Below are 24058 nucleotides of genomic sequence, written 5' to 3'. Positions count from 1 at the left end.
TTATAATTTTTTTGCCAAATCATTTATGGAATCTCATCGCTCGCTGCATCTGATAAGAAACGAGCGATTATGAAAAGATTGATTTCCCTTTCCCTTTTTGCGATGATAGCGGCTGTGTTATTGGCACAGCCTGCTAAGGCCCAAAGCCCGCAGCTTACTGTTGATGGCAAAAGCAATAACGGCGTAAAGCTGCAACAGCTAAAAATTGATGTGGCCATTTATGGTAATGTAAGCCGTACCACATGGCAAATGACCTTTGTAAACACTACCCCGCGTATTTTAGAAGGTACGCTAACTTTTCCCCTAAAGAATGGAGTTAGTGTAAGCCGCTACGCGCTTGATATAAACGGAAAAATGCGCGAAGCCGTACCTGTAGACAGGGGCAAGGGCACCGCAACCTTCGAAGCTATTGAACGCCGCCGGGTTGATCCGGGTTTGCTGGAGAAGGTAGAAGGTAATGCTTTCCGTACCCGGATCTATCCCATCAATCCTAATAGTACCCGCACCGTAATTATTGGTTACGAGGAGGAGATCCCCTTAGGAGATAAGGGAAACCTGAAATTTAGTTTGCCGCTGAATGTAAAGGATACGGTAGAAAAATTTTCGCTTAATGCATCAGTAATTCAAACTGCCGATGCGCCCGTAGCCGAGGGCGGGGAGGATGCTTTACATTTCGATAATCACCATAATACCTATTCGGCATCATTAGCTAAAAGTAACTACGTACCCAACCGCCCCTTATCGTTCCTCATCCCTAAACCAGCCGATGCAAGCGAGGTGATGATCCAGGCGCAGGGCAATAAATACTACTATTTTATTAATACTCATTTACAGGCGCAGCCTGTTGCTAAACCTATGCCACGCCGTATAGGGCTGTTGTGGGATGCCTCATTAAGCGGAGCCAACCGGGATATTAAAAAAGATCTGGCCCTGCTTGATGCTTATTTAAAAAAGGTAAATAACGCCGATGTAGTACTAACAACTTTCAGCAATACAATATTAAATACCAAAACATACACGGTGAATAATGGCAACTGGGCCGAATTAAGGGCCGCGCTTGAGCATGTTACTTACGATGGGGCCACCAACCTGGGCAATATCAACCTAACCCAATACAATGCCGATGAGTTTTTACTGATGAGCGATGGCCACCAAACCTTTGGGGAAAAAACATTAAAACTCATCAATAAACCTGTTTACTGTATCAATTCATCGGCCGTGGCCGATTACAGCAACCTGAAGCTCATCGCCCTGAAAACCCATAGCGAACTGATAGATTTGAGTGCCGATGATACCGATAAAGCATTAATTAAGCTCACCACCCGGTCGCTGCATTTTATGGGGATCAAAGCCGAAGCAGGCGTTGAGGAAAATTATCCTTCGTTACCGGTGGCTGTGGGCAATACCTTTTCGGTGGCAGGTATCACCCGTAACCCTAATCAAACCCTTACCCTGCAGTACGGCTACGATAACAAGGTAAGCCTTGAAAAGGAGGTGACGCTTGATCTGAATGCCAATGCTGTTGAGGGCGTAGATGTTGCCAAACTTTGGGGGCAGAAAAAGATCAGCGAGCTGGATATTAATTACGATGCCAACCGCCAGGAGATCGAATCATTAGGCAAACGTTTTGGTATTGTTACCCGCAACACATCACTTATTGTACTGGAAAACATCAGCGATTATATTCAATACGGCATCGAACCGCCTGCCGAGTTACAGGAACAGTATAATGCCTTTATGAAACAACGCGGCCCGGTTGAAAGGCCACAGCGCGAAAATTTGAGTACCGCTATAGCTATGCAAACGCAGCTGGGGCAATGGTGGGATAAGGAAACTGAAGTTAAAGAACAGCCTAAGCCACAACCCGAGGTTCAACCCGTCCCCAACAAAACTGTTCGAAGCCACAGAAAGAAAACCAAAAGTCAGGATCCGCCCGCAATGGCCGAAACCCAGGTAAGGGCCAGTGCCAATGCGACCCAGTTTAAAGCTACTGAACCAGCTCCGACAGGAAACCAACTTGCCGAAGTTGTAATAGTAGGTTATGGAACGCAGCGAAAAGTATCTGTTACCGGCGCGGTTACTACCATTAATCCAGGCCCGGTTAACAATGCGCTTGCCGGGCGGGTAGGGGGTGTTACAGTTACTCCTGCACAGGGCACTCTGGGAGCTAACTCCCAGGTAAATGTTCGTGGTATTGGTACTGTGCAAGGCACACCTCCATTGTATATTGTTGATGGTGTTGCAGTAAACAACATCAATGGCATTAACCCTAATGATGTAGCTTCAATAAATATTTTGAAAGATGCAAACGCTACGGCGTTGTACGGCGCGAGGGCATCAAACGGAGTGGTGATAATTAATACCAATGGCAACGGACGTGTTATGGCAGATACAGTTGCCAATAGTAACCCTGCGCAAAATGGCGGCATTAACGTAGCCTATAACCCTGTTGCTGCCGATTATCTGAAAATCATTCAAAAAACAGCTAAAGCCGCGCAATATCAAAAGTATATTGAACTGCGCGCATCATTTAGCAGCAACCCGGTGTACTATTTTGATGTGGCCGATTACTTTATTAAAACCGGTAATACCGAACTGGGCAGGCGCATACTCAGCAACCTTGCCGAACTTGATCTGGGTAGCTATGAGCTATACAAAATGCTGGGCTATAAACTAAAACAATTGGGCGATGTAGAAGGCGAAGTGTTTGCATTTAAAAAAGTAACCGAACTACGCCCGCTCGATCCGCAAAGTTTTCGCGATTATGGCCTGGCCCTGGAGGATGCGGGCGAGCATCAAAAAGCCCTCGATGTGCTGTACTCGGCCATGACCAAAAGTTACACACCCGATGCAGATGGTTTATACAACGGTATCCAGGAGGTATTTTTGCCTGAGATAAACCGCATCATAGCACTGAATAAAGGTAAACTGAAACTATCTGGTATTGATAAAAAACTGATCAAAGCTATGCCGGTTGATGTGCGCATTGTGATGGACTGGAATATGAACAACACCGATATCGATTTGTGGGTAACCGACCCCAACAACGAAAAATGTTTTTACAGCAATAACCGCACTCAGATAGGAGGTCGCATCTCTCACGATATGACGCAGGGCCTTGGTCCGGAGCAATTTTTATTGAAGAAAGCAATTCCAGGTACATACAAAATTGAGATCAATTATTACGGCGACAGGCAGGCCACCATTGCCGGCCCAACTACCATCATGGCCGAAATGTTTACCCACTATGGCACCCCGCAAGAGAAGAAAGAGATCATTGTGTTGCAAATGAAAAAAAGTGCCAGCGGCGCGGTTTACATCGGCGATCTGGATTTTAGGCAGGAGGGGAAAGAAGTGGCCGCAAGGTAGGTGTGAGTGTAGCCTGATTTCTTCATCCTTCACCCCGGCGGTCGTGTCCTCACGACCGCTTTTTTGCGTCATACGAATCCGGGCGTGGAGACACGCCCGGTAGGGAGATTGACAGACTTACGAAGTTTTTAAAACTTCGTAAGTCTTGACAGGCATATCTGCCACTCGCCATAACATGGTTCAATGACCGTATCCGGATAATTTTACAAATCTCATTACCAAAGTAACATCACACTATTAAGCTTGCTAATAAAAACCTATATTTGGTTTAACAGATTTAAACTAAACATTAAGCCACCATGATGTTTGTATAAGTTATTGTACAGTATCAAAAGGTATAAAAACACCATGGCCCCCGAACAACTACACATCGCTAACGATGCCGAATTGCTGTCGCTTTTAAGCGGGGGTGATAGGAGTGCGTTTGATGCTTTGTATAACAAATATTGGAAACAGGTTTATAACGCGGCTTACAAGCGGCTTAATGATACAGAACGCGCGCAGGATATAGCGCAGGACGTATTTGTACAGCTTTGGACAAGAGGCTCAAAATCACCTATTGAAAACCTTCCCGCATACCTGTTGGTTGCTGCCCGCAATGGTGTGTTTAAATACATGGAGAAGGAATCGAGGTATGCCGAACTGCCCGATGCCGCGCATGAAATTGAAAGCCCGCTTGGCCGCGCCGATGCCAATGTACTGCACGACGAGTTTTTGAAGGCTTTTAATGATCTGATAGAAACCCTGCCCCCACAGCAGCGAATTATATTCAACCTGCGCTTTAATGAAGGCCTCTCGAGCCAGGAAATTGCCGATCAACTCCAGATCTCGCCCAAAACGGTGCGTAACCAGATGGGGAAAGCGCTCGCTACCCTTCGCAAATCACTTTTCTTACTTCACGTATTGCTGTATTTTTATCAAAAAGGTTGATAAAACGATTTTGCAATCCATTTTGATAGGATATTTTTATTCTAATGCCTGTTACGTTGCCGAATTTTTAGCGTATCTGCGCTAAGAATATCTTTTTATTAAAAAAATGTAAAAATATTTTTAAATGATGTGGGCTATTTTCATTTTGCCTACTCATGTATATATAAAGGAACTAAATGGACGAGGCGAATAAAGAATATTTTAAGGTACTGTTAACAAAATACAGGTTAGGGGAGGCCACAAATGAAGAAATTAAGTTTCTTGAGGCATACTACAACCTGTTTGAACTTACAGACAACCTTATTACTGATGAGAATGAGGCTGATTATTTGCCCCTGAAAAACACGATGAAAGCTAACATCGACCAAAAAATAGCGCAATACGAAAAAAAGCCACTTACTATGCCATCAAAACATGGCTGGACAAAGTACGCCGTGGCGGCCTCAATTCTCTTGTTTATTTGGGTTGGTGCTTACTTTTTTACGCGGAGCGGCCATAAGGCCGATCATGTTGCAGCCAACAACTACAGTAACATAAAACCGGGCGGCAACAAGGCTACATTAACCCTGGGCAACGGCAAAACCATTACGCTTGATGATACCACCAACGGGCAAATTGCCCAACAGGCCGGTGTGCTGATCTCAAAAAATGCCAACGGAGAAATTGTTTATACAGCAGCGCAATCAACAGATGAGGTACTGGAAAATACCATTGCTACGCCAAAAGGCGGCCAGTATAAAGTGATCCTGCCCGATGGCACAAACGTTTGGCTTAACGCGGCATCATCATTAACCTATCCAACTGCCTTTAAAGGTACCGAGCGTTTGGTTACACTTAATGGCGAAGGTTATTTTGAGGTAACAAAAAATAAACAAATGCCTTTCAGGGTACACTCGGCCGGACAAACGGTTGAGGTGTTGGGTACACATTTCGATATTAATGCTTATGCAGATGAGGCTGTTGTTAAAACTACGCTGTTGGAAGGATCGGTAAAAGTTAGCGTGCAGGCTAATTCGGCAACGATAGTTCCGGGGCAGCAGGCCCAGTTTGCCAAAGGTGGGGCAGGCATTATCCGCCTGGAAAAGGTAGATACTGATAAGGAAGTAGCCTGGAAAAACGGTGTGTTCTCATTTGCAGATGAGGATATCCGCACGGTAATGCGCCAGGTAAGCCGCTGGTATGATATTGATGTAGTTTACAACGGGAAAATTCCCGACGAGAAATTTTATGGCGAAATCTCGCGGAGCAGCAACCTTGCCGACGTTTTCAAAATCCTCGAACTAAACAATATGAAGTTTGATGTTGACGGAAAAACGGTAACTGTATCCTACGGTAAATAATTCCCTTCCTAAAACTATTGAACCCTAAACTTTAATAAAAACAACAAAACAAAAATTAATTAACTAAATGCGGGCACTTAAAGAAAACTACATGGCAAAACAAATACACTAAATCTCAGACATCCCCTAAAAACTAAAAGACAAAAAAATAACCGGAAGCCTCTCACCGCTTCCGGTTAAAAAAAGGTCGCGCAGCACAAGAAGTTCAAGGCCTGGGCTGCATTTATTAACCCAATCTTATTCAAAAATATGAAATTAACTTTTCTTTACAACGCCGTATGCGCAATACGGAGGGTAAAGTACAAATGCTTATTAGTATTGAAACTCACCACTATTTTGCTGCTTATTGGCACACTGCACTTATCGGCAGCGAGTTACTCTCAAACGGTTACAATTTCGAGAAGGAATGCTACCCTCGAAACTATTTTCAAGGATATTAAGCAGCAAACCGGTTTTTTGTTTTTTTATAGCGAAAAAATAAATGTAGCCGGCAAAACGCAGGATATCGATCTGAAAAATGCAACCCTTAATGATGCCCTTACCGCATGCCTTAAAAACTACCAGCTTACCTATACCATAGTAAACAAAACCATAGTAATAAGGAACAAAGTGCCTGATGAGGAGCCAGCACAACACGCCGTAAAAAAGATTGAAATAAGCGGAACGGTGACCGACTCGGTAAACGTTAAAAATAGCCTTCCCGCTGTAAGTATCTCATTAAAGCGAACCAAACAGTTTTTGGGGCAAACCAATGTCGATGGCTCTTTTAAAATTACGGTTGATGAAGGTGAAATTATCATATTCAGCTACATTGGCTACAATAGCAAAGAGGTAAAAATTACCGATGACAAGCCGCTATTTATAAGGCTTGGCCAAAAAGTGAATAACATTAACGATGTGGTAGTTACCGGTTACCAGGTTATTAAAAAGGATAATTATACCGGTAGCGCCATCACTGTAAGCGGTGCCGATTTAAAACGTAACAATCCGCAAAATTTAATTAAAAGTATTGCTTCGTTTGATCCATCGTTTAAGGTACTTGATAACACCTTCGCAGGTTCTGATCCTAATAAGTTACCTAAAATAAATGTGAGGGGAGCAACAGCTATTCCATCAATAAACGATGATATACTCGACCGTAACAACCTGTCGAGCAATTATAACCTCCCGGCATTTATACTTGATGGTTTCGAAGTATCGCTTCAAAAGGTAGTTGATATGGATATTAACCGTATCGAATCGGTTACGTTATTAAAAGATGGCGCTGCAACGGCGGTTTATGGTTCGAGGGCTGCTAATGGTGTAATGGTTATTACCACCAAAGCACCCGTTGCCGGAAAACTACAGCTATCATACAACTATGAACTTACCTTTAATGGTCCGGATTTGTCTGATTATCATGTGCTTAACGCTAAGCAAAAGGTTGATTACGAGCGGCTTGTAGGGCTGTATAGTACTCAAACATCCACCAGTGGCGATACTAAACAGGATGATCTTGACGCCCAACTGTTTACACGCTTAAAAAATGTTGCAAGCGGCGTTAACACATATTGGCTATCGCAGCCGTTAAGAAATGCTTACCAGCAAAAGCATTCGGTTTACGCGCAGGGCGGCGACCAATCGTTCAGGTACGGTCTCGATCTGCGTTATCAAACACAGCCGGGTGTTATGAAAGGATCAGACAATACACGGTATAGCGGCGGGGTTAATTTTACCTATAACCCAAATTCAAAGCTTATTATCAGAAACGATCTAACCATTACACAGGTTAACCAGGCCAATTCTCCCTATGGCAATTTTGCAACTTATGTAAATGCCAATCCTTATTTCCCGATCAGGGATAGTACAGGTAGATTGGTACAGGAACTTGCCAACTGGCGTGTAAACACCGGTCGCCAGGGAACAGATCAATACATAACCGAAAATATTTTTAACCCGCTGTATGAAGCCAGTCTCAGCAGCTTTAATAAATCTGCCTATACAGAAATATTGGAGTCATTATCCGCTGATTATAAACTATCAAAAAGTTTAAGACTAAGGGCGTTAATGAGTGTAAACAAAACAAACACTACCTCAGATAACTATGTATCGCCATTAAGCAGTGTTTTTTACAATACCGCAGCTGATAAGTTAAATAACAGGGGTAGTTATGATTATGGAACTAATGGCAGCCTTCGTCTTGATGGAAACGTAACCATCAATTATAACAAGATGCTGGGCGATCATTATTTTAACCTTGTTTTGGGTGCCAATATTTTGGCTTCAAAAGCCGATGTTAAATCGTTTTCGGCGCAGGGTTTTGCAAACGACAGGTTCACCAATATAGGCTTTGCCCGTATTTATAAAGAAAACTCGGGGCCTTATGGTGATATTACCAAGTCGAGAACTGCCGGTGCCTTCTTTTCAGGTAACTACGCGTTCCAAAATAAATATCTTTTGGATGCATCTGTAAGGGTTGACGGTTCATCAGCTTTCGGTGCCGACAGGCGTTATGCTCCTTTTGGTTCGTTAGGTATTGGATGGAACATTCACAAAGAAAACTTTTTACAAGGCTCAAAAGTGATAAGCCAATTGCGCCTTAAAGGGAGCATGGCTACCCTCGGATCTATCGGCTTTCCTGCATACCAATCGCGCTCAATTTACTTGTATGATACCCAGCACTGGTATTCAACAGGTATTGGCGCTACCATATTAGGCTATGGAAACAGCAACCTGGAGTGGCAAAAAACCCGCACATCCGACGTTGGTATGGATATCGGATTATTTAAAGACAGGATAGTTATTTCCCCACGATACTATTACAAACTTACCAAAGGGCTTATTACTGATATCAACCTTGCCCCATCAACAGGTTTTAACACCTATAAAGATAACCTTGGCGATATGTCAAACAGAGGATATGAGCTTTACCTTGTAGCCCAGGTTTTCCACACAACCGACTGGAACATAAACGTGACAGGTAACCTTGCCCATAACGAAAACAAAATAATCAGTATATCTAATTCGCTGAAAGCCTTTAATAATAATATAGACAACTTTCAAACCAATGTAGATAATAACGCTTTTTCAACGCCGCTAACCAGGTATGTTGAAGGGAAATCGCTTACTACCATTTATGCCGTGAAATCATTAGGTATCGATCCTGAAAACGGTAAAGAGATATTAGTGAAAAAAGACGGTACCCTAACTTACGACTGGAATGTTAAGGATGTACAGGATGTGGGTAACACCGCGCCAAAGGCCGAAGGTTTTTTTGGTAGCTCGGTATCATACAAAAGGTTTTTACTAAGCTTTAGCTTTCATTATCGTTTTGGTGGCCAAGCCTTCAATCAAACACTTATCGACAGGGTTGAAAATGCCGACCCTCGTTATAATGTTGACAGTCGGGTACTGGAGCAAAGGTGGAAAAAACCAGGCGATCATACATTTTTCAAAAACATTACCGACCTCACCGATACTTACGTTTCATCGAGGTTTGTACAAAAGGATAACCTGATTGAGCTGCAGTCTCTGTACCTGTCGTACGATTTTAAACCAGCGGCTATCCGCCGTTTAGGGCTTCAAAACCTGAGGCTTGCAACTACGGCAAATGATATTTTCAGGGCTTCAACTATTCAGGCAGAGCGGGGTATTAATTATCCTTTCGCCCGCAGCCTAACGTTTTCATTATTGGGTTCATTTTAACACATAACCATGAAAAAATATTTAATTTTTATAATTCCATTACTTGTATTTACATCGTGTAAAAAGTTTTTGGATGTGCAGCCAGAGTCTGATGTAGACAAGGAACAACTGTTTAAAACTGAAGATGGATTTGAGGAGGCACTAAACGGGGTTTACGCCCGCTGCACTAAAGCGGATTTGTATGCAGGAAACCTTACGTTCAGTAACCTTGATATTATGGCGCAAAACTATTCGTTTTCCAATATCAATTTTCAAAAAATAGCTTCGTTTCAATATAAAGAAAGCATTTTAAAAGATAAGAATAGCCAGATCTGGTCGTCTGTTTATAATGCTATCGGCAACTGTAATCAAATACTACAGGTAATAGATAAGCAAAAGGCTGTATTTTCAGGAAATAACTATGCCATTATCAAAGGTGAGGCGCTCGCTTTGCGCGCGTATCTTCATTTCGATCTGTTACGCATGTTTGCCGCTTCATATAAATATAGCCCCAATAGCAAAGGCATTCCTTATGTAACTAATGTTAGTATTAAAAGCACGCCGTTTTCGTCGGTGAGCGATGTAGTTAACTATGCTATTGTTGATTTACGCAATGCGCGTACCTTGCTAAGCAACACAGATCCCATTATTTCGGGAGCCTATGTTGTTGGCTATCCCAATAAAAAATATCCTGATGGTTATACAGGTATAAAGCAAACGGAAACTACAGGGAACACCCTGTTTTTGCAAAACCGCAGGCACAGGCTAAACTATTACGCTGTTTGCGGTGAACTTGCAAGGGTTTACCTGTACAAAAATGATTATCAGAATGCGCTTTCCAACGCAAATGATGTAATAAATGCCAACAAGTTTCCATGGACACAAAAAGAAGATGCTTTTAACAATGACGTTACGCAAAAAGACAGGATATTTTACAATGAGTTGGTATTTGGCTGGTATACACCTTTTGCCAATGATAATGATGCGCTCGTAAGCTTATTTAGCAGGGCAAACACGGCAGATTATCAGCCAACGCCGGCACAGTTAGATAACATATATGAAAAAAGTACCGTTGGTGCGGAAGACTGGCGCTACAGGCAATGGTTTTTTACAGCTACCGATGTAACGCCAAACCGTAGCTACTTGATCAAATACCTGGTTAACAGTTCGCCGCAGGTAAATCTGCACCCCCTTATGGCACCTGCTTTTCGTTTAACCGAAGCATATTACATTGCCGCCGAAGCAAGTTACGATGGTAACCCAACAAAAGCTATTGAGTATTTAAATACCGTGCGTATGCAACGCGGCATTATTGATCCGTTGCCTGCAACTTTAGGTAAAACAGCTTTTATGAATGAATTGGTTAAAGAAGCCCGTAAAGAGTTTTACGGTGAGAGTCAGATATTTTACATGTATAAACGGTTGAACCTTGATATAGTGGCAGGCAATGGCCAGGTTTATCCTGCGTCTAACAGTATTTACGTGTTCCCTGTTCCTGATGATGAAACAGCTTATAATAATTGATCTTATACCATTTATAACAATGAAAAGAAATATATTTTATGTTTTAATGGTCGTTGCAGTTCTTTTTGGCTGCAAAAAAGACCAATTACTTACCTATGGCTCAAGGGATAATATTTATCTGAACTATAAGGATAAAGATAAAAATCAAGATACCTCGGTACTCACTTATTCTTTTGCTTATAATCCTACCCTGGCCCAGGATACCATTTGGGTTCCGGTAATAATTTCGGGCCAAAGATCAAAAAACGAACGGAAGTTTGCGATAACAGTGGTTGATACGGCCACCACAGCTAAGGCAGGGTTGCATTATGAAGCGCTTAAACCATCTTATAGCATGCCTGCCGATTCGGGCACTGTAAAAATACCGGTGATCATAAAAAACAGCGATCCTGAACTTGCAAATAAATCAGTAAAACTCACTATCCTGGTTTCGGGCGGGCAAGATTTTGATTCTTCATTGCCGGTATTGTTAAGAAAAAGGACTATCGTCTACTCTGCCCGGTTAGAGCAGCCTGCCTGGTGGATTTATTGGATGGGCAACCTTGGTACCTACAGCAGGATAAAGCACCAGTTATTCCTGATCTCTTCAGGTACTGTTGATCTTGTTGATATGTCAAAACCGAATGCTTACCTCCAAATTCCGCGTACGTTGTATTATATAGACAATGTCAGAACTTTTGTGAACGATCCGTTTGCCTGGGTAGCGCGATATCCGGAAAAGGGTTATGTGCTTACCAAGAGGGCCAACGGAAGCAATGATTACGATTTTTATAACTCTTCATCGGCCGATAAGAAGTTTTATCTCAAGTATTACGATCAGGCAGGTAAGTATTTCTTTGTTGATGAAAATGGTCAGCAGGTTATTATCAATTAAACATATACGTCATGAAATTTAAATCGATAGCTATTTTGGCGTTCATAATAACGGTACTTTATACGTCATGTAAAAAAGACCTTGGCAATTATGTATACTCGCCACCTTCAGAGCCGGTGGTTTCCGGACTCAATAACGCTACATTTGCAGCCCTCCTGGGCGATACCCTTACCATACAGCCAAAAATTACCCTGGCAAGTGCCGATCCACTTAAGGATTTGGATTTTGAGTGGCATATAACCGTTCAGGAAGAACTTCGGGAAGCCGTTTACAAGGGCTACCCGCTTAAAATAGTTTACAATTTGGGCCCTGGTGCCCGCACCTGTAAGTTAACCATTACTGATAAACGAAACGGGTTATTTTATAATATTCCTTTCAAAATAACAGGCACAACCCAGTTTTCGGCAGGTAGCATAGTATTAAGCAACGATAACGGAGTTACCAAACTATCATTTGTAAAGCCCGATAAAACGGTATTGAGTGATATTTATAAATCGCTTAATAAGGAAGATCTGGCTATAAACCCTGTTGAACTATATTACTCAAAGCCACTGCCTTATCAGCCAAACACCAAAGAAGAATATTGGGTATTAAGTAATGATCCTAATAAAAGCGGAGCGATACTTGATGCCAGTACATTATTGAAGCGATCAGATTTTTCCGCGCAGTTTTTCTCGCCGCCGGCCGTTATCAACACCGGGTATCTTGAACCGTTTTTAGGACCCATACAAATGGGTACGGTACCAACCGGCGTAATTAACGGCAAGTTGTACGTTGGCGTTTCATCAACAGCCCCTTTTGCTGATGATTATGGCAAGTTTGCCAATGCACAGGCCGGCGATTACAACATGTCGAGGTATTTTACGCATGGCAGCTCGTTTTTTATTGGATACGATCTTAATAAAAAGGCGTTTATCACATTCGGTGCCGATGGAACATATTCAGGAACCAACTACAAAATTGATACCGCGAGCACCGGCTTTGATCCTAAAAATGTTACTTATGATAATTTGTTATTTATGAAGCCGGTAGAAGGCGGCACGTCTTACGCTTTCTTTAAAACCGCTACGGGTACCATAACCGAATTGGGTTTCAACTACCCCTTGGGTGACGACAGAACTTTTAGAGGCCTGGGTAAACGCACATTTAAAGGCAGCGCATTAATTGATGATGACACTAAGTGGGTGGTTAACAGTTTAAACGTATTCTATTTTTCATCAAAAGGGAAAATATACCGATATAATCCTATTAATGAAGATATAAGGCAGCTTGACGCAGATTTTGGCGGTAAAAAAATATCAATGATCAAGGTTAGTCTGGATGATAATACCCTTACTGTTGGCGTAAGCGGGGCTGTTTATACACTTGATGTAAGTGTTTCCAAAACAGGCAACATTATCAAAACAATAAGTGGTATACCAGGCGAACCAATTGATATAGTTATTAAATAAATCTGTCAAATTTTATGAAAAGAGTGAATAATAGCATTAAAGTTTTTATGCTAATGGCTACAGCCATTGCTTTAACAACCGCGTGTTACAAAGATAAACTGGCTGATAGCCAGGATGAACAACAGGTTAAGCCGGTTTTTCATGATTACCTATCGCAGGATTCGATAACCAAGGGACCGTATACGTTGATCTTTACCAACTACTCGCCCGATTTTGCAACAGATGCAGGCAACAAAATAAAACAAGGGATGATCGATGCTTTTTTTAAGGTTTATCCCGAGGAAGCGTCGATTTATAATCCTAAAACGGCGGTAAAGGTTCATTTCAATATCGATCCGTCCTATACACATGTGGCCGAAACCGGAAATGCCATTGTTCTTGTTAACCCAAAATGGATGCTTACTAATCCCGAAGATCTGGATGTGGTTACTCATGAGGTAATGCACATTGTGCAGGGCTATAAAGGAAATAATCCAGGATGGCTGACCGAGGGAATTGCCGACTATGCCCGGTACACCCTTGGCGTAAATAACGCCGCGGCCGGCTGGCAGTTGCCCAACTATAGTGCAGATCAAAGTTATACCGGCAGTTACGGCACCACTGCCCGTTTTTTGGTTTGGCTTGATAAACATGTTAAAGCTGGCATAGTAAAAAATCTGGATGCCGCTTGCCGCGATAATACTTATTCCGATCAAGCATGGAAAACATTAACCGGTAAAACGGTTGATGAGCTTTGGGAAGCTTATAGTAATAACCCGGCACTGTAAAATCAATAGCCGGATTAGTTCTCTGTTCTGGCTGTAATTAAGATGATGAATATTTATAGAAGCCTAAAAAACAAGAAAATGAAGGCGCTTTACCGGCATACAATTAACCATTCTTAATAATTACAGACAAAAGATGTGGGGCCGGCAGCATCCTTTTGCGAGTAGGGGTGCTGCCAACGGTTCCACAAAAGATACACAGGAAAAAATATATAAAAACCTGATACCATTAAAAATAGCATATTAATGAAATTAAAATTAGCAGTACTGGCCGCTTTATTGCCCATAGCGGCATCGGCACAGAAAACCAACTTCAGCATTACCGGCCATATCGGCAAGCTGGATAAACCCGCCAAGGTTTATATCGATTATATGGACAACGGCACCAGCCATGAAGATTCGAGCCTGGTAGTGAACGGCGAATTTAAAATTACAGGTACGGTAGCCGGTATAACAACGAGCCGCATGGCATTTGACCATACCGGCCAGGGCAAACCGCACGCCATTTACGCCCCCAATGCCGATGTTGTTTATATCTATTTTGGCAAAGAGAACATGTTATATACATCGGCCGATTCGTTGGTGAATGCCAAAGTTACCGGATCAAAAGTGTACGACGAGTTTGAGGCCTATAACAAGCAAATTGGCGGTACCATTATGGCGCTTACAAAGGCCGTTAACGCGGAGTTTAACGCGGCCACGCCCGAGCAGCAAAAAGACACCGCTTTTGTAAAAGCTGTTGATGCCCGGTACCGTAAAAACATAGCTGCCCGTAACGAGAAGCAGATGTTGTTCGCCAAAAACAACCCTAACTCGTATTTCGGTTTGGTGGCCTTGTCCGAGTCGGCAGGTACCCACGTTGATGCAGATAAGGTTAACCCGATATTTAAAGCTTTAAACCCGGCTTTGCGCGCAACCGATATGGGTAAAGAACTGGAGCAGCGTATAGCGGCCGGAGGCATCACCGCTATTGGCAAACAGGCACCCGCGTTTACCCAAAATGATGTAAGCGGCAAACCCGTTTCATTGGCCGATTTAAAAGGCAAATACGTATTGGTTGAGTTTTGGGCCAGCTGGTGCGCTCCATGTCGCGCGGGCAACCCAAACCTGGTGAAACAGTATAAATTGTACAAAGACAAAGGTTTCGAGATCATCTCGGTATCGTTGGATAATGTGAAGGATAAATGGGTTGATGCTATCGCGAAGGATGGCCTGCCGTGGATCCAGGTATCTGACCTTAAAGGCTGGAACAACGCTGTTGGCCGGTTATACGGTGTAAGGGCAGTGCCGCAAAGCTTTTTGTTAGATAAAGATGGCAAGATCATCGGTAACACCCTGCGCGATGAAACCCTGAACGCCAAACTGGCCGAACTTTTTAACTAAGCAGATATGAAAAAGATAGTTTCGGTATTGTTGCTTTGCCTTGCCTTTAGCGTGGCGGTATCAGCTACGGCGATAAAACCCGGCACGGGCAAAATCGCCCTGAAGGTTTTGTATGTGGGCTATGATCCGGCAAAACCCAAACCCGAAAAAATTACCTATTACAGCACGGCGGCAGGCGCGATAGATGAAGCCTGGAAAACCCGAATGGCTGATTTTAAGGCTTTCCTGGAAACAAGGTTTGATAAGGTAGAGGTAGTAGACGTAAGGGATTACAACGTGGCAATGTCTGATAAGGTAGATGTAACCATTGCCGATGCCGGGCCGATAAATTTGCCCGCCAATTTTAACCGCCCCATTGTTTTATTGCACCAATTGGCACCGGATGTGGGTTTGCCTATCGGTTTAAAGTTTGATTGGTATTGCCAGTGTTTGGAAGATGACGCCCTGAACATCAAAACCAGTCACCCGATATTTAATACGCCTATAAAAGTTAACCTTACGTTGGTGAACAGGCCAACGCCGGGATCGTTCTTTAACGGTTTCCAGGCGGCAACTACGCCAAAAGAAATGCCGATGTGGAAGGTGATCAAAGAAGATCCATCTGCAAAAAATAAATACATTATCGGTATGGTGGCCCATGGCGAAGGTTTTAACGATTCGCCGGATGCTGAGGCTATAAGCGGTGGCGTTTGTTTAAAAAATGCCGAAGCGGTTGCACTTGGCAGGCATGGCAACTATTTTATGTGGGGATTTTCGGGCTCACCGAACCACATGACGGATGAAGCCAAAGATGTTTTTGTGAACACGGTTTGCTACATCAAAAAGTTCGACCGCCAGCAACCTATCATGAAAAAGGTACAGATCGAGAACCGCGAATGGGTGAACGAGATGATCTATCGCAGCGATAAAGCCCTGTACGAAAAAACGTTGATCTCCCGCAAGGAAGGTAACGCCCGCCTGCTAAAAATGCAGCAGGAACTAAAAGACCGTAAAGCTAAAGGTGAAGACATTGGCAAAGGCAATGAAGCCTTTTTAAAAATGCCCGTAACCGACGAAGTGCAAAGCTTTGACGACTACCTGAAAAGCTGGACGGGCAGCGGCATGTACGATATGTTTGGAACCAACGTAGATGCCTACCACAAATACTACCAGGATAACCTCGAATATTTTTACCCTATCGATGGTTATTCCTTGCAGGTTGATGAGGACGCCAAAAAGTTAGGCATCTCCAACCGTAAGGTTGAACTGCTTGAAAAATGTATAAGTATGCTTGAGAAAGGGGAGGATACCGCTGTGGCTCAAAAGCTATTGGAAAGGTACACTACCGAAAAATTCAGCTCGGCTAAAGAATGGCGTGATTGGTTAACCAAAAACAAGCCGAACCTTTATTATACCGAAGCCGGTGGTTTTAAATTTATGGTGAATACTTACAAAACTGAAACCGCGGCGGTAGTATCGCCCGTATCTGGTGATATTAAAACAGCAGCTACTACCACCGTACCTACCCGTGCCGATCCTGTAGTGGTCACTGCCACATTGGTTGATGCAGGCGCTGGTAAAAAGCAGGTGGTTGTTAATGCTGATATTTTGCAAGGCTGGCATATTTATGCCTACGTACCTAAGGATAGCCCTTTTATTGTTACCGAACCCGTTATCGAACTGCCGAAAGGAATAAAGAATACTGAATGGAAAAGTTCGGCCGGTGTTCCCTTTACCGGTGGTGAGGGCATGTTTGTATGGGAGAACAAAGCCACGTTTACAACCGAGATCAGCGCGAAAACATTAAAGCCCGGCACTACCATTAAATGCGGACTTTACTACCAGGTATGCGATAACAATAAATGCTATCCGCCAAAACGTAAACTGGTTGAGGTAAAGGTTTTATAGATCATCAGCATGAAAAAAATACATTTAATAATGCTGGTGCTGATACTGGCAATATCCGTAAAACATGCAGGTGCGCATGCTTTAAAGCCTATTGATACGGTAGCAGCCAATCCCAATTTAACAGTTGGGAAAACACTGCCTGTTTTCAATCTGCAAAACAGTGGTGGAAAATTGATCAAAACATCATCGATAAAAGGTAAGGTGGTGCTTATTGATTTTTGGGCATCGTGGTGCATGCCCTGCCGGGCTGCTATTCCGCATTTAAAGGAACTCTACAAAAAATATCATCAGAGTGGTTTTGAGATATTGAGTGTATCAATAGATCAAAACAGCAAAGCCTGGAAAAACGCCATGCTAAAAGAAGCTATGCCCTGGCAACAAGCCATTGATAAGTATGAAGCGGGAAAGGATGCATCGGTTGTGATGAATACGCTGGGCATTCAATCGGTACCGTTTGCTATTTTATTGGATGGCGAGGGTAAGGTGGTTTTGATAAATCCGGAAGCAAGCGGAATAGATGATTATGTGAATAGGATTTTTAAAAAGTAAGATAGGGCGATGAAAAAGCAATCCGCATAATCGACTCACCCGGGCGACGCTTCGCTGGGCCACCCTCTCTATCCTTCGGATAAAGAGGGGAAAAAAGTAAACCAAAAATCCCCTCTTTACGCGTAGCGTAGAGAGGGGTGACAAGCGAAGCGATGTCGGGGTGAGTAGATACACGTTTAATTATCCATCGCGGCAGCAAATGTTTTTAAATGCATCACATGTGCCTTCCGCATGCAAATTGAGGGGTCAGTTAATGCATAACGGCTTGCCCGGTGGGAGGCGCATGTGATGATAAAATAAATATTAACTCAAATGGCCTTAGCCATTATATCAAAGAAGCTCTGTTGGGCATTTCATCAGTTTTTAGTTTAATTTTCAGAAGGGCCGGTTTAATACCGGCTCTTTTTTAAATTAGCAGAATCCTAATCCGATAAACAAAAAAATGAAAAACATAAAAAGTACTATTTTACTGGCCAGCGTAGGTCTTGCGCTGAGCTGGTCGTTTACTGCTGCGCCAACATGGGCACAGGTAGCCAAGTCTAAAGTTGTAAAAACTACTGTCGAGAAAAATTTACCGCTTGATCCGGCTGTTCGCACCGGTAAATTGCCAAACGGTTTTACCTACTACATCAGGCATAACGAAGAGCCTAAAAAGCGCGTTACTTTTTACCTGGCCAATAAGGTTGGTTCGGTATTAGAGGATGATACCCAACGCGGCCTTGCCCACTTTACGGAGCACATGAGCTTTAACGGTACCAAAAACTTCCCGAAAAACGAGCTGGTAAGCTACCTGCAAAAATCGGGTGTACGTTTTGGGGCCGATCTGAACGCTTATACTTCGTTTGACGAAACGGTGTACCAACTGCCTTTACCATCAGATAACGCGGATATCCTGAAAAACGGCATCCAGATCATGCGCGATTGGGCGCAGGATGCTACACTGGATGTTACCGAGATCAACAAAGAGCGTGGTGTGGTGTTGGAAGAAAAACGTTTAGGCAAAGGCGCGCAGGAGCGTATGCAACGCCAATACCTGCCAACCATATTGAACCATTCCCGTTATTCGCTGCGTTTACCAATTGGTACGGACGAAGTGCTGAACAACTTCAAGCCCGAAACCATTAAAAAGTTTTACCACGACTGGTACCGTCCGGACCTGCAGGCTTTAATTGTTGTGGGTGATATCGACGTGAACCAGATGGAAAAAACCATCAAAGCAAAATTCAGCGACCTGAAAAATCCGGCAGGCGAAAAACCGCGCACAAAATACACCGTGCCTTTGTTAGGCCAGAACCAGTTTTTAGCCGTTACCGATAAGGAGATGACGGTAACCGTAGCACAGGTAATGATCAAACAACCTGCTGCTAAACTACATACTGCTACCGATTATCGTGATAATATTGTTCGCGGTTTATTTAACAGGATGACGGGCGCCCGTTACGCCGAAATTATGCGCCAGGCCAACCCGCCATACTTACAAGGCGGTGCCGATGTTAGCGACTTTTTAGGCGGATTGGATAACTATAGCCTATACGCTGTAGCTAAACCCGGCGAACTGGAAAACGGCTTCAAAGCAGCATGGCGTGAAACTGAAAGGATCAGGCGTTTTGGCTTTACCCAAACCGAACTTGATCGTGCCAAGCAAGCTTATTTAAGCGATATGGAAGCCTCATTGAAAGAGAAAAACAAAACCAACTCGGATAGCTATGTGAACGAATACCTGCAATACTTTTTAAAAGGAACAGCAGCGCCGGGCATTAGCTACGAGTACGATCTGGTTAAAAACGATCTGCCGGGAGTGACTTTAGCTGAAGTAAACGAGGTAAGCAAATCATCTATCAAAACCACCAACCGCGATCTGTTGCTGCTTGCTCCTGAAAAAGACAAAGCAACCCTACCAACAGAAGCCACTGTTAACAGCTGGATCAAAGCCGTTGAAGGTGAAGACCTGAAACCATACAACGATGAGGTAAGCAAGCAACCATTATTGGCCAATGCACCGGTTGCAGGTAAAATAACTGCCGAAACTAAGGACGCGGCTTTAGGCACAACAACGCTTACATTAAGCAATGGCGTTAAAGTAGTATTGAAACCAACCGATTTTAAAGATAACGAGATCCTGTTCAGCGCGTCGTCGGCGGGTGGCACTTCCCTTTATAGTGATGCCGATTACCAATCTGCCTCTAATGCAGCAGGCATGATCGAATCATTTGGTTTAGGTAATTATAACCCTACCCAGCTCGAAAAATATCTATCGGGCAAGCAATTAAGCGTAAGCCCTTTCATCAGTGAACGTGCACAAGGTATCAGCGGAAGTTCAACCCCTAAAGATCTGGAAAGCGCTTTCGAATTGATCTATGGTTATGTGACCGAACCACGTAAAGATGCTGATCTGTTCCAGGGTATCATCACCCGTTCAAAAGCAGGTTTAGCCAATAGGGGAAATGATCCTAACGCCGTGTTCCAGGATACTTTAAGCGCAACGCTAAGCAACTATAATGTACGCCGTACTGGTCCAAGCATCGCTAAAATTGATCAGATCAATTTGGATAGGGAATACACTATCTATCAAGAGCGTTTTGCCGATGCATCTGGCATGACCTTCACCTTTGTAGGTAATATCGATGTTGAAAAAATCAAACCGCTTATCGAAAAATACATCGCTTCGTTACCATCAAAAAATCTTGGCCAACAGGCTAAAGACTTGGGTATCCGCATCCCTGAAGGAAAGATCGCTAAAAACGTTTACAAAGGCTCGGAACCAAAAGCTACCGTGGATATGGTTTGGTCGGGCCTGTTTGAGTACAGTGCAGCCGAAAAGGTCCAGCTGGATGCTTTGAAAGAGTGTTTAGAGATCAGGTTAATTGAGCGTTTAAGGGAAGATGAAAGCGGTGTTTACTCGCCGGGCGCATTTGCCAATAACACTAAATTTCCGGTACAGCGCTACTCGATGTTTGTGTACTTCGGTTGTGATCCTAAAAATGCCGATAAACTGGTAGCCTCAACCCTTGATGAGATCAGCAAGCTAAAAGCCAATGGCCCAACCCAGGTAAACATTGATAAATGGCGCGCTGAAAGCATCCGCACCCGCGAAACCGCTGTACGTACCAACGGCTTCTGGTTAGGCTACATCAGCGGACAGATCAACGATAAAGAAGATCTGCACCAGATGGACACCTACCTTAAAGATTTGAACAGCGTAACCATTGAAAGCGTGAAAGCCACTGCACAAAAATACCTGAGCGGAAAGAATTTTATCCGCATGCAGTTATTGCCTGAGGCTAAGTAATTTATACTACGCATCAAATACCATCGTCATTGCGAGGTACGAAGCAATCGCACGCAAGCAGGTCCGCCCTGTATAGCTCGCGATTGCTTTGTACCTCGCAATGACGATTTTTTTTGCGTTCTTTAGCCTCTCTCCCCTAAATGTTAAAATAATTTTTTCATCAAAATTATATTGCATATTTGTATCCGGTTCAGAAGCTTTCCTGTTGCCACTGGCCACGATAACCAATTATTGATTAAATCCGGAATGAAAGTGTGTTTGCAAAACGATGGATCTTGTTCAAAAAGAATCTGTTTAAGCGATAATATGCTTTGTTCGTAATCAATAACCCATAGCCAATTTGCAAACCATTAGCTAAGATCCCGAAGAGCGGGGCCGATGTCAAAATACAGTATACATACAGATCATGAATTGACCAGCCTGCTGCAAAGCGGCGATCATGACGCCTTTACCGAAATTTACCAGCGGTACTGGCGCAGGATGCTTGCCGTGGCCTGGAACCACAGTAAGGATAAAACTGTAGCTAAAGATATTGTGCACGAGGTTTTCCTTTCGCTTTGGGAAAGGAGGGAAGATGTTGAGATCAAAAGTATTTCGGCCTTCCTCTCCACAGCTGTAAAATTTGGTGTATTCAAACACTACCAACGCGAAAAAAACCGCGCCGATCTGGCCAAAGCCAACTACGAGTTTACCGATATCACCCACGATGAAGCCAAACTCGATGCCCTCTTTCTGCAAGAGTACATCAACGGCATAGTTGAAGAAATGCCCGAAAAATGCAAGCTGGTATTCCGCTACAGCCGCGACCTCGGTTTAAAAAATGCGGAGATAGCCGAGAAAATAGAGATCAGCGAGAAAGGAGTGGAGGCTAACCTTACCCGTGCCCTAAAAATTATCCGGGGCGAGTTGAAGAATTATGGGTGGAGTATTGTGGTGGTGGTGCATACGGTTATTTCGCTTTTGAAGTAAAGCAATCCCTCCTTTTATCATCTATAACTATTTTGATTGAAAATTAGTAAATTTGGTTATGGTAAGAACAATCTTGAAACCAGAAAGAAACAGCCTGACTATAAAGTTGCCTGATAACTTTGTAGGAAAGGTTATTGAGGTTATCGCTTTTGAGATAGAGCAAAACGCTGACGAGCAAGTTGCTACTGAGGAAAAGAAAAAGCGTATTGAAGACCTTAATAAAGTCCTGAATAAACATCGTGTTGATCTCACCAACTTTAAATTTGACAGGGACGAAGCGAATGATTATGAGTAAAATCGCCCTTGATACCAATGTTCTTATTTATCTCCACGATATTAACGATTCCTCTAAAAGACAAATAGCTGCTGAACTAATAATTGAAACGACCCCGGTGATCTCTTCTCAGGTTGTGAGCGAGTAATTAAATGTGTGCAATAAGCGCTTAAAGATGAGTAAAGAAACAAGTCTGGAATCATTGACGGGCTGGTTACCATTTTGTGAACTGTTTTCTGCTGATCTTAATGTTTTTGGTGAGGCATTACGATTAATTAAGAGATATGATTTCCAAATGTTTGACGCTGTAGTTGTTGCCTCTGCTCTGGAGGCTGATTGCAATATTTTGTACTCTGAAGATATGCAACACAACCTTATGATTGATAAGAAGCTAACAATTATAAATCCGTTTATCTGATCCACACAAAAATTTTTTTCCTCCCCATATAGGGTAACCAGCTTTTCAATGTACCCACATGTAAAAGCACCCAAACCAATTGGACCAGGAACAAATTTACAGCCTACTAAAAAAGTATAAAGACGGTACCGCCTCGGCTACTGAGCGCGAGCAATTGCTGCAATGGTACCGCGAAACCGCATACCAGGATGCCGAATTTCCTGACGATGAGGAAGCGGTAGGAGAGGCTATGCTTGTGCGCCTTAATCAGGAAACCAAACCTGCTAAAACGAAACCGATTTTCAGGTGGGTGGCAGCGGCTTCGGCCGTGTTAATATTAGGTGTTGCTGGTTTATTCATTACCCGGATGCTCACTAATGATCGTGAAAAATTCGCTCCGCGTGTTGTTCAATCCAATATCCATCCCGGAGGCAATAAAGCCATCTTGACTTTAGCTAACGGTAACAAAATCTCCCTAACCGATGCTGGCAACGGACAAATAGCCAATCAAAACGGCATCAAAGTAACCAAAGCCGCCAATGGCCAATTAGTTTACACCATTACCGACCGGGTAGATCTTTCCGGCGCGGCCTCAAGTACCAATTTGGATGCTTCCAATACCATCGAAACGCCCAAGGGCGGCCAGTACCAGGTTGTTTTGCCCGATGGATCGAAGGTTTGGCTTAATGCTTATTCATCCTTAAAATTTCCGGTAAGTTTTGCTAACCGTAATGAGCGCCGGGTTGAACTATCGGGCGAGGCTTATTTTGAGGTGAGCCATAATAAAGAAATGCCTTTCAGGGTGGTAACCAACCGCCAAACGGTTGAGGTTTTGGGCACGCATTTTAACGTGAATGCTTATGCCGGTGATGCCACTACTAAAACCACCCTGTTGCAGGGCATGGTGAGGGTAACAGCCGCCAATAAAAGCGCAATTTTAAATCCCGGCCAACAAGCTAAGTTAAGCAGTACCCTTGATGTAAGTGAGGCCAACACCGAAGAAGCTGTAGCCTGGAAAAACGGCTATTTCAATTTTGATGATGAAAAACTGGAGAACATTATGCGTAGCGTATCGCGCTGGTATAATGTGGATGTTGTTTTTGCCGATCAAAGCCTCCGTAACGAAACTTTTGGCGCGGTGACAACCCGCTTTGCAAGCATCAATACCTTGTTAAAAATGATAGAGCAAACCGGCGACGCGCGGTTTAACATCCAAGGCTCAACAATAACCATAACCAAGAGAAAATAATAACCTGATAAACCAATTTAACCCCGATTAAACCATATGAGAAAAACTTACCAATCCCCATAGCCTGAAGCAGATCAGTGGTTTATAAAAAGCAGAACAGAGGCACTTCCGATGCCCCTGCTCAATCAGCTTTTTAAAATCCGAAT

16 protein-coding genes are annotated in these 24058 nt (G+C 43.3%); all 16 read left to right on the top strand.

Annotated elements, in window-relative coordinates; all coding sequences use genetic code 11:
* Positions 1 to 69: 69 nt before the first annotated feature.
* The 16 genes from AAFN85_RS08580 to AAFN85_RS08505 all read left to right on the top strand — a co-directional run bounded on the left by AAFN85_RS08580 (position 70) and on the right by AAFN85_RS08505 (position 23912).
* Entirely contained in the window at positions 70 to 3369 is a 3300-nt protein-coding gene (locus AAFN85_RS08580) for a VIT domain-containing protein (RefSeq protein ID WP_347526732.1), read from the top strand.
* A 348-nt stretch (positions 3370 to 3717) separates the two neighbouring features.
* Complete coding sequence (locus AAFN85_RS08575) at positions 3718 to 4299, top strand: RNA polymerase sigma-70 factor (RefSeq protein ID WP_347526731.1); 582 nt, start codon at positions 3718 to 3720, stop codon at positions 4297 to 4299.
* A 176-nt stretch (positions 4300 to 4475) separates the two neighbouring features.
* Positions 4476 to 5639 (top strand): FecR domain-containing protein, encoded by a 1164-nt coding sequence (locus AAFN85_RS08570; RefSeq protein ID WP_347526730.1) that lies wholly within the window; start codon positions 4476 to 4478, stop codon positions 5637 to 5639.
* A gap of 249 nt (positions 5640 to 5888) precedes the next feature.
* Entirely contained in the window at positions 5889 to 9323 is a 3435-nt protein-coding gene (locus tag AAFN85_RS08565; protein ID WP_347526729.1) for a SusC/RagA family TonB-linked outer membrane protein, read from the top strand.
* Between the two features lie 9 nt (positions 9324 to 9332).
* The gene (locus tag AAFN85_RS08560; RefSeq protein ID WP_347526728.1) at positions 9333 to 10826 is read left to right on the top strand and encodes a RagB/SusD family nutrient uptake outer membrane protein; all 1494 of its coding nucleotides are present in this window, start codon (positions 9333 to 9335) and stop codon (positions 10824 to 10826) included.
* Positions 10827 to 10845: 19 nt separating this feature from the next.
* Positions 10846 to 11700 carry a DUF4843 domain-containing protein gene (locus AAFN85_RS08555; RefSeq protein ID WP_347526727.1) on the top strand — a complete coding sequence of 285 codons (855 nt, stop codon included), beginning with the start codon at positions 10846 to 10848 and terminating at the stop codon, positions 11698 to 11700.
* An 11-nt stretch (positions 11701 to 11711) separates the two neighbouring features.
* Positions 11712 to 13151 carry a PKD-like family lipoprotein gene (locus AAFN85_RS08550; RefSeq protein ID WP_347526725.1) on the top strand — a complete coding sequence of 480 codons (1440 nt, stop codon included), beginning with the start codon at positions 11712 to 11714 and terminating at the stop codon, positions 13149 to 13151.
* Positions 13152 to 13165: 14 nt separating this feature from the next.
* Positions 13166 to 13918 carry a basic secretory protein-like protein gene (locus AAFN85_RS08545; protein WP_347526724.1) on the top strand — a complete coding sequence of 251 codons (753 nt, stop codon included), beginning with the start codon at positions 13166 to 13168 and terminating at the stop codon, positions 13916 to 13918.
* Between the two features lie 243 nt (positions 13919 to 14161).
* Positions 14162 to 15298: a TlpA disulfide reductase family protein gene (locus AAFN85_RS08540; RefSeq protein ID WP_347526723.1), complete on the top strand. Its 1137-nt coding sequence runs from the start codon at positions 14162 to 14164 to the stop codon at positions 15296 to 15298.
* A gap of 6 nt (positions 15299 to 15304) precedes the next feature.
* On the top strand, positions 15305 to 17185 hold the full coding sequence (locus AAFN85_RS08535) for a protein-disulfide reductase DsbD domain-containing protein (RefSeq protein WP_347526722.1): 1881 nt from the start codon (positions 15305 to 15307) through the stop codon (positions 17183 to 17185).
* A 9-nt stretch (positions 17186 to 17194) separates the two neighbouring features.
* On the top strand, positions 17195 to 17734 hold the full coding sequence (locus AAFN85_RS08530) for a TlpA disulfide reductase family protein (protein WP_347526721.1): 540 nt from the start codon (positions 17195 to 17197) through the stop codon (positions 17732 to 17734).
* Between the two features lie 442 nt (positions 17735 to 18176).
* The gene (locus AAFN85_RS08525; RefSeq protein WP_347526720.1) at positions 18177 to 21023 is read left to right on the top strand and encodes an insulinase family protein; all 2847 of its coding nucleotides are present in this window, start codon (positions 18177 to 18179) and stop codon (positions 21021 to 21023) included.
* 378 nt (positions 21024 to 21401) lie between these two features.
* Positions 21402 to 21992: an RNA polymerase sigma-70 factor gene (locus AAFN85_RS08520; protein ID WP_347526719.1), complete on the top strand. Its 591-nt coding sequence runs from the start codon at positions 21402 to 21404 to the stop codon at positions 21990 to 21992.
* Between the two features lie 58 nt (positions 21993 to 22050).
* The gene (locus AAFN85_RS08515) at positions 22051 to 22287 is read left to right on the top strand and encodes a hypothetical protein (RefSeq protein ID WP_347526718.1); all 237 of its coding nucleotides are present in this window, start codon (positions 22051 to 22053) and stop codon (positions 22285 to 22287) included.
* 154 nt (positions 22288 to 22441) lie between these two features.
* A complete protein-coding gene (locus AAFN85_RS08510; RefSeq protein WP_347526716.1) occupies positions 22442 to 22684 on the top strand; it encodes a hypothetical protein in 243 nt (80 codons plus the stop codon).
* A 79-nt stretch (positions 22685 to 22763) separates the two neighbouring features.
* Complete coding sequence (locus AAFN85_RS08505; protein ID WP_347526715.1) at positions 22764 to 23912, top strand: FecR domain-containing protein; 1149 nt, start codon at positions 22764 to 22766, stop codon at positions 23910 to 23912.
* The last annotated feature ends 146 nt before the right edge of the window (positions 23913 to 24058 follow it).

The organism is Mucilaginibacter sp. CAU 1740, assembly GCF_039839285.1.
Lineage (GTDB): Bacteria > Bacteroidota > Bacteroidia > Sphingobacteriales > Sphingobacteriaceae > Mucilaginibacter.
Note: the sequence above shows the minus strand (reverse complement) of the source record. Positions and strands in the feature narration are given on the sequence as shown.